Here is an 18,974-nt window from a genome sequence, read left to right on the forward strand (position 1 = left end):
AATGTTTCAAGGCTTAAAGTTTCCGAAGTAAGTAAAAAAAAGAACTACCACCTAATAATGGCACTACCCCACGTAAAGCCGCTACCAAAAGCAGCTAAAACAACCAAATCGCCCTCTTTAATTCTCCCTTCTTCCCAGGCTTCACTCAAGGCAATAGGAATAGAAGCAGCAGTTGTATTGCCATATTTTTGAATATTATTAAATACCTGATCATCGCTCAACCTCATCTTTTTCTGAATGAATTGTGAGATACGCAAATTGGCTTGATGCGGAATTAGCATGTTAATATCTGAAGCTTCCAAATTATTAGCTTGCAATCCTTCATTAATAACCTCTGCAAAACGAACTACGGCGTGCTTAAAAACAAACTGCCCGTTCATGTATGGGTAATACGGAATATCTTCCTGCGGATTATCGGCAATTATTTCTGGTACCCAATAATTGGTACTTGGCCCTTGAAGTGATAATTCATCTTTATGTGCGCCTTCAGAATGGAGATGGGTAGATAAAATACCTCCTTCACCTTCGTTTCTAGACAACACAGCTGCTCCAGCGCCATCGCCAAATATCACCGAAACACTTCGTCCCCGTGTGGTAAAATCAAGTCCGCCACTATGATTCTCGGCACCAATTACCAACACATTTTTATACATCCCTGTTTTAATAAACTGGTCTGCTACCGAAATTGCATAGACAAATCCACTACATTGGTTACGCACATCTAGCGCAGGAATGGTTCTCATTCCCATAATTTCCTGAATTTGCACACCACCACCCGGAAAATACATGTCTGGGCTAAGAGTAGCAAAAACAATCATATCTATATCGTTTGGCGCTAAATTGGCACGCTCTAGCGCAACCTTAGCCGCCTTGGCACCCATAATAGAAGTTGAATTGCCATCCCCCTTTTTTATATGCCTCCGCTCTTTTATACCTGTACGCTCTTGAATCCAAGCATCGTTGGTCTCCATTAATTTTGAAAGGTCATCGTTAGTAACCACATTCTCTGGAACATAATGTCCCACACCTGAAATTTTGGAAGTATACATAAAGTGTCGATAAATTCTTCCGAAAGATACCAATTCGACTCTAGCAGATAAAACTTTTCGAAATTAGATGTTATGCATGCATAATATTAAATAGTTCCTCCTACTCCAACTAGGTTGTGTAACCCATATTGTGGTTTCGCTTTGATTGTCAAAATTTGTATCTTTTCAGAAAATACATTCATCATGAGAAAAATCATTTTTACACTTACATTTTTATGGCTGAGTATCCCTTTATTGGCTCAGGAAAACACTAGATATCAGAAACCACCCCAAGAAATTTTAGACTTAGTAGATGCGCCCTTAGCGCCAGCTGTCTTAATGGATGATGCAGCGGTTAATGTTGTATTATTGTATCGAGATGCATACAAAAATATAGAAGAACTCTCTGAAACCGAATTACGATTGGGTGGTTTGCGCATCAATCCGAAAACCAATATTGGGAGTCGCACCAATTATTACAATAACATTCAGGTAAAAAAGGCAACCGCCAAAGAAGCCACGCAAGTTACTGGATTACCAAATAACCCGAGGCTCTCTAATTTTTCTTGGTCTCCCAACCAAAAAATGATTGCTTGTTTAAATACCACGTCTACGGGTGTAGAAGTTTGGCTGCTAGATATTGAAAAAGGAGTGGTAAAAAAAGTGACAGACGCTACCGTTAATGCCAATATGGGGGATGCGCTAAACTGGTTTAAAGATAACAATGCTCTTTTAGTAAAAATGCTTCCACCTAGTAGAAAACCTCTTATTAACGTAGCTGAAGCTGTACCTACAGGACCTACAATTTCGGTAAGTGACGGAGCAAAAGCGCAGAATAGAACCTATCAGGATTTGTTAAAAAATCCGAATGATGAGGCAAATTTTGAACAATTGGCTCTTTCCGAAGTAAAAAAAGTTAGCATTGGTGGTACCGCTACTCCATTTTTACCAACTGGAATGTATCGCGGCATTAGCTTTTCTCCAAATGGCGAATATGTAATGGTTACAGAAATACAGAGACCTTTCTCGTACTTAGTGCCTTATTATAGATTTCCGTTTACTGAAACCATTTATGCGAAAAACGGAACCAAGGTACAAGAGGTAAATAACGTACCACTAGATGAAGTGCGTCCAAAAGGATTTATGGCAACGCGTAAAGGAAAACGCAATATGTCTTGGCGAAGTGACAAGGGTGCTACCCTAGTCTATGCCGAAGCACAAGATAACGGTGACCCAGAAATTAAAGTAGCGTATAGAGATATTGTTTATCAATTAGAAGCTCCTTTTAACGGAAAAGCGTCGCAAATTGTAAAAACTAAAAATAGATTTTCAGGTATTACTTGGGGAGACGATAATACGGCAATTGCATACGATTATTGGTGGAATGACAGAAATACAAAAACCTATTTATTTAATCCTTCTACACCTAATGTAGAGGCAACTATAATTAGCGACAGAAATTATCAAGACCGATATAGCGACCCTGGGAATTTTGTTACAAAGCAAAATAAATACAACCGAAATGTGCTTTCTATAAATAAAGGAAAAGCCTACTTAATGGGTGATGGATACTCTAAAGAAGGGCAGTTTCCATTTTTAGATGCTTTCGACTTGAAAACACAGAAGACTAATAGGTTATATCAATCTAAGTATACCGATAAAAAAGAACGGCTCATAGACGCGGTTGATTTAGATAAGGGAAAGATTTTAGTACGAATTGAATCTCCAAGTGAATATCCTAATTACTACTTCAGAAATATTAAAAAGGAGAACGATTTAACCGCTGTGACCTCGTTTGAGAACCCGTATAAAAGTATTCAGGATGTACATAAGGAGGTTATTACATACAAACGTGATGACGGATTAGAATTAGAAGGAACGCTTTACCTGCCTGTGGGATATGATAAAGCCAAAAAAGAGAAAATGCCTATGATTCTATGGGCTTATCCACGAGAATTTAAAGATAAAAACAGTGCATCTCAAAGCACTTCAAATCCGAACGAATTTATTTATCCGTATTACGGATCACCTATATATTGGGTAACGCGCGGATATGTGGTTCTAGACGATGCAGCATTCCCGATTGTTGGAGAAGGAGATCAAGAACCCAATGATACGTTTAGAACACAGTTGGTTGGAAATGCAAAAGCAGCAATAGATGCAGTAGACAAATTAGGTTATATAGACCGCAATCGTGTGGGAGTTGGTGGTCATAGCTACGGTGCATTTATGGTTGCAAATTTATTAAGTCATTCAGATTTATTTGCCGCTGGTATTGCAAGGTCTGGTGCGTATAATAGAACGCTAACTCCTTTTGGCTTTCAGAGTGAAGAACGCAGTTATTGGGATTCTCCAGAAACCTATTACACCATGTCTCCGTTTATGCATGCAGATAAAATGAAAACGCCACTTTTATTGGTTCATGGTGAGGCAGATAACAATTCTGGTACCTACCCTTTACAAAGTGAACGTTATTTTAACGCACTTAAAGGTTTAGGCGCAACTGCCAGACTAGTAATGCTACCAAAAGAAAGTCACGGATATCGTGCAAAAGAAAGTATTTTACACCTATTGTGGGAGCAAGATACATGGTTAGAAACCTATGTAAAAAACAGGGAAACTAACACGATTAAAACTTCTTCAGAAATTAAAAAGTAAGACACGCTTATTTGTCTGAAAGAAAAAAGGGGAGCTTTAGGGCTCCCCTTTTTAAAACAACCTAACCAATAATAAATAATAGGCATTCCTTTTCATAGCAATTCTATTATCCCATATGATTGTAGTAAAAATACAAATTTTGTTTAATCTATTCTATTCTGCATTAAACAATAATTTGTTAAAGTTTTGTGTCAGTGTTTAGCAACAGCCGTGCTGCTTCACACAATTTTTTAGACAATGAAAGCACTACAAGTGACATCATGTCAGCATCCCAACATTGGTACTTTCTTTGCCTATACAATGGCAAACAGATAATAACGCCAAAAGGCCATAGAAATAATAATAACATGAGTACAGGAACAATTAATGTAGCGGTAGAGAATATTTTTCCGCTTATCAAGAAATTTTTATACAGCGATCACGAAATATTTTTGCGTGAGCTTATCTCTAATGCAACAGATGCCACCCTAAAATTGAAGCATCTTACCAACATAGGCGAAGCCAAAGTTGAATATGGCAACCCAATGATTGAGGTGAAAATTGATAAAGAAAAAAAACAACTTCATATCATTGACCAAGGTATTGGTATGACAAAAGAAGAAGTTGAAAAATACATCAATGAAATTGCATTTTCTGGTGCCGAAGAATTTATTGAAAAATATAAAGACAAGCAAGGTGAGGACGCTGGTATTATTGGCCATTTCGGTCTAGGTTTCTACTCTGCTTTTATGGTAGCAGATAAGGTTGAAATCATCACAAAAAGTTACAAAGACGAGCCGGCAGCACATTGGACATGTGATGGATCTCCAAACTACACTTTAGAAGAAGCTTCTAAAACAGAACGTGGAACTGAGATTATTTTGCACATATCTGAAGATGAAACTGAATTTTTAGAACAAGGTAAAATAACTGAGTTATTAACCAAGTACAATAAGTTTATGCCTATCCCAATTAAGTTTGGGACAAAAACCGAAACGCTTCCAAAGCCAGAAGGTGCCAAAGAGGAAGATCCATCTCCAACACAGGAGGTAGATAATATTATCAATAACCCTAATCCGGCATGGACAAAAACGCCTGCAGATTTAGAGCAAGAAGATTACTCAAAATTTTACCGTGAGCTTTATCCCATGCAGTTTGAGGAGCCGCTATTTAATATTCATTTAAATGTTGATTATCCGTTTAATCTTACCGGAATCTTGTACTTCCCGAAGATGACAAACGATATGAGTGTGCAAAAGGATAAAATTCAACTGTATCAAAACCAAGTATTTGTTACCGACAACGTAGAAGGCATTGTACCAGAATTTTTAACTATGCTACGTGGTGTAATAGATTCTCCAGACATACCACTTAACGTTTCGCGAAGCTATTTACAGGCAGATGGTGCCGTGAAGAAAATTTCTAGTTACATTACTCGAAAAGTTGCAGATAAGCTGAAATCGTTGTTTAATGAGAGCCGCGAAGATTTTGAAAAAAAATGGGATGACATTAAGATTGTTATTGAGTACGGAATGCTAACTGAAGATAAATTTTTCGAGAAAGCTCAAGACTTCACGTTGTACCCTACTGTAGATGGAACGTATTATACGTTTGAAGAATTGCGTGAAAAAATTAAAGATGCGCAGACAGATAAAGACGAAAAATTAGTGGTGTTATATGCTTCAAATAAAGACGAGCAACATAGCTATATTGAAACAGCAAAAGACAAGGGCTATGAAGTGTTGTTGTTAGATTCCCCTATTATCGCGCACCTAATTCAGAAGTTAGAATCTGAAAAAGAAAATGTAAGCTTTGTACGCGTAGACGGTGATCATATTGACAATCTTATAAAGAAAGAAGACACTGCAATCTCTAAACTTTCCGAAGAAGAACAAGAAACGCTTAAAACATTTTTAACCGAGACAATTCCTGCCGACAAGTTTACTGTGCAATTAGAAGCAATGGACAGTGGAGCTAATCCGTTCACTATTACAGAGCCTGAATTTATGCGCCGAATGAAAGAGATGCAACAAACTGGCGGTGGCGGTATGTTTGGGATGGGAGGATTTCCAGAAATGTACACTCTTATAGTAAACACAAATAATGAGTTAGTTGGTGAGATCTTAACTACCAAAACAACGAAGAAAAAAGAACGCTTGGTTAATCAAGCGCTGGATTTAGCAAAGTTGAGCAAAGGATTGCTGAAGGGAGAAGACATGACCAAGTTCATTAAACGAAGTTATGACATGATTAAATAAATAATTTAACAGTTTTGCATACAAAAGACCTTCTTTTCAGAAGGTCTTTTTTTTTAGCTTTGCATTTACCTAGTATTATGTGTCCCAAAAAAATACCTTATGATTCAAAAATTACGCTTATGTCTATTTACTTTAGTTTTTATGCCACTATTTTCTCAAGCGCAATATGTACAGCTGGGTGATGATATTGATGGTGAAAGTTTTGGAGACTTTTCGGGATGGAGCTGTTCTTTAAGTGAAGATGGTAACAGGATTTGTGTGGGAGAACAATATAACAATGAAGGGACCGCTACTAGTGGGTCGGGTTCTAATTTTGGCCAAATACGTTGTTATGAATGGAATGGCGCAAATTGGATAGCCTTAGGTGACGAAACGCATGGGGAAGTAACTGCAGACAATTTTGGCAGTTCTATTAGTCTTAACGCGGCAGGAAACATCTATATTTCTGGTGCTAGAAACGGAACTGTAGGCGCTACTAGAAACGGTTATGCAAGAGTACATCAACTTATTGCTGGTTCTTGGCAGCAAATCGGGTCTATTTTGGAAGGGCAAAATGAAGGAGATAATTTTGCAAAAACAGTAAGCATAAACGCCGCTGGAACAATTATCGCCATTGGCGCACCCAATAATGACACTGCCGCATCTAACGCTGGACAGACAATCATATACCAACGTGTCGCAGGGGTCTGGACTATATTAGGAGCCCCTATTAATGGGATTGACACTGACGATTTAAGTGGAACTTCAGTATCGCTTAGCGATGATGGATTTACAGTTGCCATTGGCGCCAATGATGATGACAGTTCGGGAGCGCAAGTAGGTGCTGTGCGTATTTATGATTTTAACGGGACAACATGGTCACTTAAGGGAAATGTTATTTATAGCGCATCAGACGTAAATAATTTTGGTCATAACGTGTCGCTAAATAGTGACGGAAGCGTTGTTGCTATAGGTGATCCAAGTAGTGATGAAGCTGGCAATAATTATGGCCTAGTACAGGTGTATGAATTTAATGGTACCACCTGGACTCAACGAGGTCAGGATATGGTTGGAAGTAATACATTTGACAACTTTGGAAATGCACTTTCTTTAGATTCTGACGGGAATACGTTGCTTATAGGCGCTCACCAATCGACATCAGACGTTGGTTATGCACAATTCTTTGAATACAACGGTATAAGTTGGGTACAAGTTGGCGCAACCATTGATGCTGAGAATACGGGACAAACACAGTCTCAGTATTTTGCACATTCTACCAGTATAAGTGGCGACGGACTTACAGGAGCTATGGGCGATTATTACAACCAAAATGAAGGCGATACATTTCCAATACCAAAAGGAAGTACACAGGTGTATCGGAGAGACGTACCTACCGGGGCAGATCCTGTCGCCTCATGCCAGAATATTACTGTTTCTTTAGATGCTACGGGTACCGTTACCATTTTACCACAAGACGTAGACGATGGTTCTTTTGACGCCGATGGGCCTATAACACTTTCTATTAGCCAAGATACTTTTACATGTGCCAATTTAGGGTCAAACTCCATAACACTAACAGTAACCGATAACGAATCAAACACTGCAATGTGTACCGCAATGGTAACCGTGGAAGATGTAACAGCACCATCCATTACGTGCCCAGCAGATGAAAATGTAGATTTTGATAGTTCGTGCCAGTTTACTATACCAGATTATACTGGTTTAGCAACTACCTCAGACGCATGTGACACAGCTCCTACTGTTACCCAAAATCCACTCCCTGGCACGGTAATTTCAGCAGCCACTACAATAACCTTGACGGTAGCAGATGTTAGCGGGAATAGTGATTTTTGTACGTTTAATGTAATTCCGTCTGACAACACTGCTCCTTCTTTAAGTTGTCCATCAGATCAGACAGAAGACCTCGACACCAATTGTGAATTTACACTACCTAACTACACCACATTAGCGACCGTTTTTGATACTTGTGACCCCAACCCAACCGTAACACAGAGTCCTGCGCCAGGAACTGTAATTACGACGGCAACTGTTGTAACAATTTTTGCTGAAGATGTAGATGGAAATATAGACAGTTGTACATTTAATGTGACGCCTGTAGATACTACACCTCCTACAATTACTTGCCCAGCTACTCAGAACGAATCTGCAGATGCTAGTTGTATGTTCACACTACCCGATTATACCACATTAGCAGTAGTAATAGATAATTGTAGCATGACTTCTATTACGCAATCACCTGCGCCAGGTACTATTATTGGCTCGGGAACTACAATAGTTACTTTAGAAGCAAATGACGGCACCAACGTGAGCAGTTGTACGTTTAACGTATTTGTAGCAGACACTACACCTCCAACGGCTGTTTGTCAAGATATCACAGCACAATTAGATGCAACTGGAATGGTTGTATTAACGGCCGCAGAAATAGACAATGGAAGCTCAGATGCATGTTCTTCTGTAACGTTAAGTGTTTCTCCTAACACCTTTAACTGTAGTCATGTAGGCAATCCACAAAGCGTTACCTTAACAGTTTCGGATGCCAACGGAAATATGAGTAGTTGTAACGCAGTTGTTACCATTGAAGATACAATTGCACCCGTTGCATTATGCCAAGATATCACTCTTACATTAGGGTCTGAAAACAGTGTTACTATTTTACCTAGTCAATTAGATGGAGGTAGCTCAGATAATTGCAGTGTAGGATCAATTTCGGCCTCCCAAACCACATTTACCTGCGATGATATAGGAACTAATTCTGTAGTGGTAACAGTAACAGATGTGAATGGAAACTCAAGTAGTTGCACTGCACTTGTTACGATAGTTGAAAACACCCCTCCTATTGCTGTATGTCAACCATTCACTGCACAACTAGATGTGGCTGGAACGATAACAATTTTGGCTACAGATGTAGATGGCGGTAGTACAGATAATTGTGCGATAGACACCATAGTTTTAAGTCAAGACACCTTTGATTGTAATGATATTGGAGAAAATACAATTCTTGTAACTGTAACAGACACTTCTGGCAATAGTGCTTCTTGTACAACCATTGTTACGGTAATGGACACAGTTGCACCAGAGGCCATTTGTCAAGATATCACAGTTCAATTAGATGGTAATGCTACAGCCACTATTGTACCAAGTGATATTGATGGAGGAAGTACAGACGCATGCGGAATTGCGTTGTTAGAGATTGACGTCGATACATTTACCTGTAATGACATAGGTTCAAATATCGTAACACTTACGGTTACCGACACTAACGGTAATGTAAGTTCATGTACAGCAACAGTTACTGTAGAAGAAGAGCAAACACCACCCGTGGCTGTATGTCAGAATATTACAGCGACTTTAGATAGTAACGGAACAGTAACTATACCCGCTTCTTCTGTTGATGCAGGTTCAACGGGCCTTTCTTGCACTGGTGGACTCTCCTTAGATATCGACACCTTTGATTGTAGCGATGTTGGAACACCTATACAAGTTACACTTACCGTGACAAACGGTAATGGAACAATAGATAGTTGCACCTCCTTTGTAAATGTTGTAGACCCGTTAGACCCAATCATTACATGTCCTGAAAATCAAGAGGTAACTTCAAGTGGTCCCTATATACTTCCCGATTATGTGGCATTGGGTGATGTATTTGTTACAGACAATTGCGGGAGTGAGAGTACGATAGAGCAAGACCCCGCGCCAGGTACACTGATGGAACAAGGTGAATATCTAATCAATTTTAGAGCTCTAGACCCTTCTGCAAATGAAGCACTATGTTCTTTCAGATTAACAGTTACCGATGTATTGGGTATTTCAGAAAACAACACTATTAATAAGGTAGCTATATTTCCTAATCCCGCTCAAGAATATTTTATAATTTCAAATCCGCTAGCGATACCATTGACTCATGTGAAATTGTATGACATGACTGGTAGATTGGTATTCAACCAGCCGCTCACAAATACAACAGAAAAGATTGTAAATATTTCGCATCTAGCTAGTGCTAGTTACATAATCATTCTTTCTTCGGAAACACAACAACGTGTCACACAATTCGTAAAAAAATAACTTGTTTACACCTTCAAAACTATAAATAAATAATCAATAAAAACCCTACAATTCATTGATTGTAAAGACATTAATCAGACACAGGTAAATACTTGTTTTTTGGCACACAGTTTCCCAAAAAAGATTACCCTGATTTAACATTCAAATCACTGTAAACTTCATATTTTTACGGCCAATTAACTAATTTAATTAATTTTCAAAAATGAAAAAAACTATTTTCAATGTAGGGCTTTTTATGGCCTTACTTGTAGGTACGACATCCGTATTTGCGCAACAAATTATGGAATACCAAACGTTGTCTCCAACTGCAGTTGCAGAAAGGAGTCTGGCTCCAAGTATCAATGCGACAAATTCGCAACGAATGATTCCTACAACTATTTATGAAACCACTCATGATGGTGCTAATTTTTATAATATTTCACCAACTCTCGGAAGTGGCGCTAGTGAATATATCTCTATGGCGGGAACCAATAGAGCAATCACAGAAATTGCTATGTTTCTTGTTGATGCTCCGATCTCTTTAACTCCTTATGATGTAACTATAAATGTCTATTCAGATTGTAATACAAGTGGGTTAGACGGGTCGTCTTGTGACTCAGGACCTGGAGTTTTAATCCCTGGTTCTACTCAAACTATAACAGTTACACCAACTGCTCAGGTACATGAAGTTGTATTTAACTATACAGGGCTAGATGTTTCTTCTGAAATCGATAATGAACTAACTATTAGTTTAAGTACGACACGTAATGATATAGGTTGGTTAGTAGGTAATAGCGGACGAACCGTTGGTTCTAGAACAGTTCAAGAAGACGGTTTTGGGGTAGATATTTTTGCGGTTTGTGGTCAGGCAATTAATAATGGATGCGCTCAGTTTTTTGGACCAGTTCCACCCAACCCGACGGCTATTTTAGACTTACGTGTAGTTGCAGACGAAGTAATAGCAGCTGGCCCAACGCCGGAAATTCTTTACTACAAATTTGAAGAAGCTGGAACTACAGTGACCAATGAGGCCTCGGCACCACCAGCAGGTACGGCTACGGCAACAATCAATGGAGGCTCATCACAAGGAGCACCAGCAATTTGTGGTGTTGGTGCACTTCAATCAAACTCAACTACAAATGAATCAATGTCTACCGGCTGGAATACAAATTTGGGAACCAGTTCTTGGTCTATTGCCCTTAAAGTAAGAGATATAGGCGCGGGTGTTTTTGGGTATCTAATGGGAGATTTTAATGCAGGTAATTTTAGAGTTTTTGCTAATGGCGCAGCTGGATCTAACAATCTTATACTGAGAGGGCCTCTTAGTGAGGTTCTCGCGGTGAATGGTGCAAATTCTGCAGCAGAAGCTACTACTGTTTTTGTGTATGATAATACTGTACCAGAAATTAGAGCTTATGTAGATGGTGTGCTAGTAAACACCGTTGCACAAGCAGCACTTAATATTAGTGGTACTGATTTTTTTGTAGGTAATCGATCAATTGACGACCAAGGTTTACCAGTAGGCGCTGCCCTTGACGAATTTATGTTTTTTAACAGAGCTATTACAGCGGCAGAGGTTGCAGAAATAACAGCTTGTGCTGCAGCTACTGGTGGAATGGCTCCTGAAATTTTCTGTCCTGCAGATATCGTTGAGAACAATGATCCCGGTGTATGCGGGGGTCAAGTTAACTTCTTAGGAGTAGCACTAGATGACGAAGATGGTAATATATCTGGAGACATTGTAGCAACTCCTTTTGAGAGTGGCGATGTTTTCCCTGTAGGTACAACAACCGTAACGCTTTCTGTTACCGATAGTGATGGTAATACTGCTACGTGCACATTTGACGTTACAATATTAGACAACGAAGCACCAACTATTACATGTCCTGCAGATATTACGCAAACAAACGATGCTGGTGTTTGTGGAGCTAACGTAATCGTACCTGCTCCTACGGTTATGGATAACTGTCCAACAACACCTGCTCCATTAACTATTCCAGGATTTACAACACTAACATCTAACGGAAATAGCACCTATTATTTAAGTGATGCAACTTTTTCTGGTCCTGATGCTTATATTGATGCTGTAGCCAACGGTGGATTTGTAGTAACGATTGAAGATGCTGCAGAAAATTCACTAATCAGAGATGCAGTAGACGATATTGACCCTAACTCTAGATATTTTATTGGCTATAATGATGTTGCTACTGAAGGTACTTTTGAATGGCAAAGTGGATCAACTTCTACGTTTGAAAATTGGGCTCCAGGACAACCAGATGATAACGGACCAGGACAAGATTATGGTGTCGTTAGATTAAATGGAAGATGGGCAGATGTTGGAACAAACGCCAATCGTAAATATGTACTAGAAGTTGTTGCAGGAACACTTGTAAACGATTATAACAGTACGGATGATGCTTCAGATTTCTACCCAGTAGGAACAACTACAGTAACTTGGACCTATACAGATGCTGCTGGTTTAAGCGCTTCTTGTACTATGGACGTTACCGTAACAGATGATGAAGCTCCTGTAATTGCTTGTGAAGGTGCTCCAACAGCAACAACTGCTACAGCTTCTGCAACACCAGGATTAACAATTGATGCAACTTCACCAGTTGTGAGCAGTACAATTTCAGTAACTGATGAGTTTGATATCACAGACCTTAATGTAGACCTTGACATTCCACATGCGTGGGTAGGTGACTTAATTGTAGAACTTACAGGTCCTGACGGAACAAGTGTGGTTATTGTTGACCAACCAGGAGTTCCTGCATCTACCTTTGGATGTGCAGGTGCCGATATCTTAGCAACCATGGACGACGAAGCTACAGACCCTGTAGAAGACGAGTGCGATGCTGGCGTACCTACTATTAATGGTTCGTTTATCCCTAACAACCCACTTGCTGCCTTCGACGGCTTAAGTACAGTAGGAGACTGGACATTAACTGTAACAGATACATTCCCTGCGGGAGATGATGGTGTCTTAGCTGCTTGGGGAATTACCTATGAGTACCTTGCACCAGCAGGACCACCATTCGATGTTGTTTTAGATGCTAATGGTATGGCTACTGTAAATGTAATCGACCTATTGTCTAGTGTAACGGACAACTGTGGTATGGTAACAGCTACAACAGATGTTACTGGTATTGCTCCAGGTTCTATTACTACATTATTTGATAGTAATAATGGAGGTTCTAATGGAGGTGCTGTATACTTTGACATTGCTGTAGATACTGGTGGAGATGTTACCTTAACAGACCTAGACTTAAACACTGAAGAAGGTGGTGCCTTTACTGTAGAGATGTATACCTTAGTTGGTACTTCTGTAGGTAATGAAGGTAACGCTGGAGCGTGGACGCTTGCTGCGACAGGTTCAGGTACTGCTTCAGGAACATTAAACGTTCCGAGTAATGCTGTATTAGATACACAAGTTGTATTAACTGCAGGTACTACATACGGTGTTGCACTTGTAATGGATGCTACTCATGGACATTCTTACTCAGGAACAGGAACAGATCCTTCTCCTGGTATGTTAATGTACTCTAATTCACACATGACGTTAAGCTTAGGTTCAGGTAGTAACGCACCATTTGATGGCGCTCCATTTACACCACGTATTTGGAATGGTACTCTTAACTACTTAGCAAATTCTACAACACCAGTACCAGTTGAAATGATCGACTTAGACTGTAGTGATGTAGGTATTTCTACGTTAGATATCACAGTTACAGATGCTGCTGGAAACACTTCAATGTGTACAGCAACCATCAACGTAATTGATGATACTGCTCCTATCTTAGTTTGTCAAGACTTTACATTAGAGTTAGGTGCAGATGGAACAGCAATGCTTGATCCGTTTGACATGATTGACATGGCAGCTAGTTTTGAGGCTTGTGGCTTCGATACAGCAGCTGTAAACATCGATGACTTTACATGTGCAGATATAGGAACTCCAATTGAAGTAACTGTATTTGTAGCAGATCCAAGTTTAAACTCTGCAGCATGTACTGCTTTTGTAACTGTAGTAGACCTTCTTGGACCTGAAGTTACATGTCCAGGAGATATGACTGTAGATCCAGGTGCTAACAACCAATTATACGAAGTGCCAGATTACTTCGGTGACGGATTAGCAACTGCGGTAGACAACTGTACAGACCCACTTACTATCTTCGCTCAAGATCCTGCTCCTGGTAGCTTGATTCCTGACGGTGTATACACTGTGACGCTTTCGTCTACAGATGAATACGGAAATGTAGGTAGCTGTACTTTTGAACTTACTGTAGAGAGTATCTTAGGTGTGAATGATAACAACCTAGATGCTGGAATCACAATGTACCCGAACCCTGCACAAGGACAGGTTACTATTGCTAACAGCTCAAATATCTTATTAGAGAAAGCAACCATGTATGACGTTAACGGTAAGTTGGTAAACACAACAAACCTTTCTGACATGCAAGGAGAAATCACTATAGATATCTCGAACCTTGCTTCTGGCGTGTACATCGTACAGATTGAAGGTGAAAACGCTAGCGTGGTAAAACGTTTAATAAAAGAGTAACTAACTCTTAAATAAATAAGACCAAGCCCCCTTTTGTCCAGACAACTATCTGGATGAAAGGGGGCTTTTTTATAACAGCAATAAATATGCGCCATATAAAACAACATGAAGCTACATTTTCAGTAGAATAATTCATACGAATTTTCTTTCTTCATTTTTTAAAACCATTAATTCTGATGTTATATAACGACTTTTTCATACTCTTCATCTAAAATAATGCACACAAGTATTCAAATTAGGTACTTTCGTGTCTCTAACTATAAATTAATTTTTAAGATGAAAAAAACTATTTTTTATGTAGGGCTTTTTATGGCCTTACTCGTAGGTACGACACCCGTATTTGCGCAAACTACCACTTCTGGCATTCAAGCTATGAGTACTAACAGCTATCCAAGCAATCAGACAGTCGATTTCGAAGGAAATGCAAATAGAATGGTAGCCTGTGATAATGTGCTGCCAAACTACTTAAACAATACAGCTCCAGGAGCTGCTGTTGCAAGTCAAATTTTTCCAGATTTTGGAAACAGCACACTTCAGTCTGCAGATGACTTTGTTGTTCCACTTGGAGGAGATGCTATAATTTGTGAAGTAGATATTGCCGGAGCATTTTTTGGCGGAGGAACCACACTTGATGATCCTTCTATTTCAATTAGAATGACCATCTACAACGATGCGCCGGGAGTCCCAGGAGCAACGGTTATTTTTACTGAAGATTTTCCAGGCTCTGTGGCTGGACCAGCCAACCCTAGCTTTACACTATCGCCAACTGGCGTTCCTGCTTTAACCGCAGGTACAACATATTGGTTGAGTATTCAGCCAATAATGAATTTTGGACTCTTCGGTCAATGGGGATGGGTTCAAACTACCGATGGTAATGGCAATCAATTTCAATTTCAAGATCCAGATGCGCTCATATCTGGAAGCTGCCCAACATGGAATAACCCAGCTACTTGTGGTATAGCTGCTACATCAGATTTAGCGATGGATATTCGTTTTAACGCTGCTTCTGGCGGAAACCCTCCTGAAATTTTCTGTCCTGCAGATATTGTTGAGAACAATGATCCCGGTGTATGCGGGGGTCAAGTTAACTTCTTAGGAGTAGCACTAGATGACGAAGATGGAAATATTTCTGGAGACATTGTAGCAACTCCTTTTGAGAGTGGCGACGTATTTCCAGTAGGTACAACAACCGTAACGCTTTCTGTTACCGATAGTGATGGTAATACTGCTACGTGCACGTTTGACGTTACTATATTAGACAACGAAGCACCAACTATTACATGTCCTGCAGATATTACGCAAACAAACGATGCTGGTGTTTGTGGAGCAAATGTTACAGTTCCGTTACCAACTATTATGGATAACTGTCCTGTAGTAACTAGTCCTCCAAGCCCAGTTGTAGATGGACCTATTACAGATATGATTTTTGTTGCTGGAGATTTAGCAGACACACCGTACACATTAACAGCTCCAGCGATGGCTGCTGGAGATATAAATGTTAACGTTACCTACAGCGGTGATTTTGGATTTGTTACCGAAGTTTTTGACCTAGAAGGTCCTGACGGAACCATTGTATATTCTAATCCAGGAGGACAGCAAGGTGATTGTAGTCTTAATTTTGGAGGCTCATTTATTGTATCCGCCGCAACTTGGAACAATTGGATTACAACATTTGGTCCAGATCTTAATTTTGAGTTACAAGCAGATCCTGATGTAGATTTGTTCTGTGCAACAAATAACTTCCAGTTAAGTTACCAAGAACTTTCTGCAAATCTAACCAACGATTATAATGGTACAAACGATGCTTCAGATTTCTACCCAGTAGGAACAACTACTGTAACTTGGACCTATACTGATGCTGCTGGTTTAAGCGCTTCTTGTACTATGGACGTTACCGTAACAGATGATGAAGCTCCTGTAATTGCTTGTGAAGGAGCTCCAACGGCAACAACTGCTACAGCTTCTGCAACACCAGGATTAACAATTGATGCAACTTCACCAGTTGTGAGCAGTACAATTTCAGTAACTGATGAATTTGATATCACAGACCTTAATGTAGACCTTGATATTCCACATGCGTGGGTAGGTGACTTAATTGTAGAACTTACAGGTCCTGACGGAACAAGTGTGGTTATTGTTGACCAACCAGGAGTTCCTGCATCTGCCTTTGGATGTGCAGGTGCCGATATCTTAGCAACCATGGACGACGAAGCTACAGACCCTGTAGAAGACGAGTGCGATGCCGGTGTACCTACTATTAATGGTTCGTTTATCCCTAACAACCCACTTGCTGCCTTCGACGGCTTAAGTACAGTAGGAGATTGGACATTAACTGTAACAGATACATTCCCTGCGGGAGATGATGGTGTCTTAGCTGCTTGGGGAATTACCTATGAGTACCTTGCACCAGCAGGACCACCATTCGATGTTGTTTTAGATGCTAACGGTATGGCTACTGTAAATGTAATCGACCTATTGTCTAGTGTAACAGATAACTGTGGTACAGTAACAGCTACTACTCCAAGCACTGGTGGTTCTATGGCTAATACCCTTACCACAACTTTTGCCGGTGGAAATGGAATTAGAAGTATGATGTTTGATATTAATGCATTAAACGATGCAACTATCGATTCTTTTGAAGTGAACTTAGATGATGGTGCAGTACTAGATATTGAAGTGTATGCTAAATTAGGAACACATGTTGGTTTTGAAGGAGATCCTTCTGCATGGACCTTAATAGGAAATGCACCTGGCGTTGTATCTGCCGGAGATGGATTACCAACATCTTTAAACTTGGCATTAAACTACCCTGTTTTAGCTGGTGAAACTCATGCATTCTATATCGCATCACCAAACAAAGCAGCTACATTAGGGTTTAATTACACTACCGGAACTGCTGTAGGCGATGTATTTGCTGCAGACCCTAACATGGAAATATTAGAAGGTAGTGCGGTGATTTACCCATTCGGAGCTATTTTCGCTCCACGTGTCTTTAACGGAACTGTTGAGTATACTACAGGCGGTGGAAGTAGCGACGTAAGCATGTTTGAAGTAGGTTGTGATGATGTAGGTATCTCTACTTACGACATAACGGTTACAGATGCCGCTGGAAACACTTCAATGTGTACAGCAACCATCAACGTAATTGATGATACTGCTCCTATCTTAGTTTGTCAAGACTTTACATTAGAGTTAGGTGCAGATGGAACAGCAATGCTTGATCCGTTTGACATGATTGACATGGCAGCTAGTTTTGAAGCTTGTGGCTTCGATACAGCAGCTGTAAACATCGATGACTTTACATGTGCAGATATAGGAACTCCAATTGAAGTAACTGTATTTGTAGCAGATCCAAGTTTAAACTCTGCAGCATGTACTGCTTTTGTAACTGTAGTAGACCTTCTTGGACCTGAAGTTACATGTCCAGGAGATATGACTGTAGATCCAGGTGCTAACAACCAATTATACGAAGTGCCAGATTACTTCGGTGACGGATTAGCAACTGCGGTAGACAACTGTACAGACCCACTTACTATCTTCGCTCAAGATCCTGCTCCTGGTAGCTTGATTCCTGACGGTGTATACACTGTGACGCTTTCGTCTACAGATGAATACGGAAATGTAGGTAGCTGTACTTTTGAACTTACTGTAGAGAGTATCTTAGGTGTTAACGATAACAACCTAGATGCTGGAATCACAATGTACCCGAACCCTGCACAAGGACAGGTTACTATTGCTAACAGCTCAAATATCTTATTAGAGAAAGCAACCATGTATGACGTTAACGGTAAGTTGGTAAACACAACAAACCTTTCTGACATGCAAGGAGAAATCACTATAGATATCTCGAACCTTGCTTCTGGTGTGTACATCGTACAGATTGAAGGTGAGGATGCAAGCGTTGTAAAACGTTTGATAAAAGAATAGTCTTTTTAGATTATTTTAATCAATTATAAAGAAACCCTCTTCCTTTGCAGGAAGGGGGTTTTTTATGTTTTCACATCTTGCCGAGAAACTTACAGTTCTGTTTACCCCTAGGATATTAATGTACCTTCGATTACCATAACAATCAAAAAATTACGGCTCTTATACATGAAATGACGCTAATTAGTGATGGTGATAACTATAACTTAGGAGATTTCCAAAGTTAAATCATCGAGGTTGGCAACAACACCAACGGAAAACTAATTGAGAAAAAATAAATTCACATCAAGAAATATTATTTGGTAAACAGAGCGCTAAAAGAGACAATTTAAGTGTAGAAATTTAAGAAAGGTAAAAGATAAACAACCTTATTGTGCGTAATTACAAGAAAATTAAACATACAATACTATTTCATTATTTCTATAAAAATCAAAACACAAGCAGTCAGATTGCTTACTCACTTTCAGCAAGTTAGACTGATAGCCTATAAAAAAACCATTTTATCGAATAAACATGAATTACGTATAA

Annotated in this window: 6 protein-coding genes; 5 read left to right on the forward strand and 1 reads right to left on the reverse strand. The window is 39.6% G+C overall.

Features of this window, described 5'->3' with window-relative positions; genetic code table 11:
• Positions 1 to 44: 44 nt before the first annotated feature.
• Positions 45 to 1,049 (reverse strand): 3-oxoacyl-ACP synthase III family protein, encoded by a 1,005-nt coding sequence (locus G5B37_RS05385; protein WP_164679043.1) that lies wholly within the window; start codon positions 1,047 to 1,049, stop codon positions 45 to 47.
• 183 nt (positions 1,050 to 1,232) lie between these two features.
• On the opposite strand from G5B37_RS05385, the gene G5B37_RS05390 reads away from it, so the two are divergent.
• The 5 genes from G5B37_RS05390 to G5B37_RS05410 all read left to right on the forward strand — a co-directional run bounded on the left by G5B37_RS05390 (position 1,233) and on the right by G5B37_RS05410 (position 18,449).
• A complete protein-coding gene (locus tag G5B37_RS05390) occupies positions 1,233 to 3,686 on the forward strand; it encodes an alpha/beta hydrolase family protein (RefSeq protein WP_164679044.1) in 2,454 nt (817 codons plus the stop codon).
• 347 nt (positions 3,687 to 4,033) lie between these two features.
• Positions 4,034 to 5,923: a molecular chaperone HtpG gene (gene htpG, locus G5B37_RS05395; RefSeq protein ID WP_164679045.1), complete on the forward strand. Its 1,890-nt coding sequence runs from the start codon at positions 4,034 to 4,036 to the stop codon at positions 5,921 to 5,923.
• 99 nt (positions 5,924 to 6,022) lie between these two features.
• Positions 6,023 to 9,985, forward strand: coding sequence for an HYR domain-containing protein (locus tag G5B37_RS05400; RefSeq protein ID WP_164679046.1), 3,963 nt, complete (start codon positions 6,023 to 6,025; stop codon positions 9,983 to 9,985).
• Between the two features lie 202 nt (positions 9,986 to 10,187).
• Positions 10,188 to 14,522 carry an HYR domain-containing protein gene (locus G5B37_RS05405; protein WP_164679047.1) on the forward strand — a complete coding sequence of 1,445 codons (4,335 nt, stop codon included), beginning with the start codon at positions 10,188 to 10,190 and terminating at the stop codon, positions 14,520 to 14,522.
• 276 nt (positions 14,523 to 14,798) lie between these two features.
• A complete protein-coding gene (locus G5B37_RS05410) occupies positions 14,799 to 18,449 on the forward strand; it encodes an HYR domain-containing protein (protein ID WP_164679048.1) in 3,651 nt (1,216 codons plus the stop codon).
• Positions 18,450 to 18,974 lie beyond the last annotated feature (525 nt).

It is taken from the genome of Rasiella rasia (genome assembly GCF_011044175.1).
Classification (GTDB): Bacteria; Bacteroidota; Bacteroidia; order Flavobacteriales; family Flavobacteriaceae; genus Marinirhabdus; species Marinirhabdus rasia.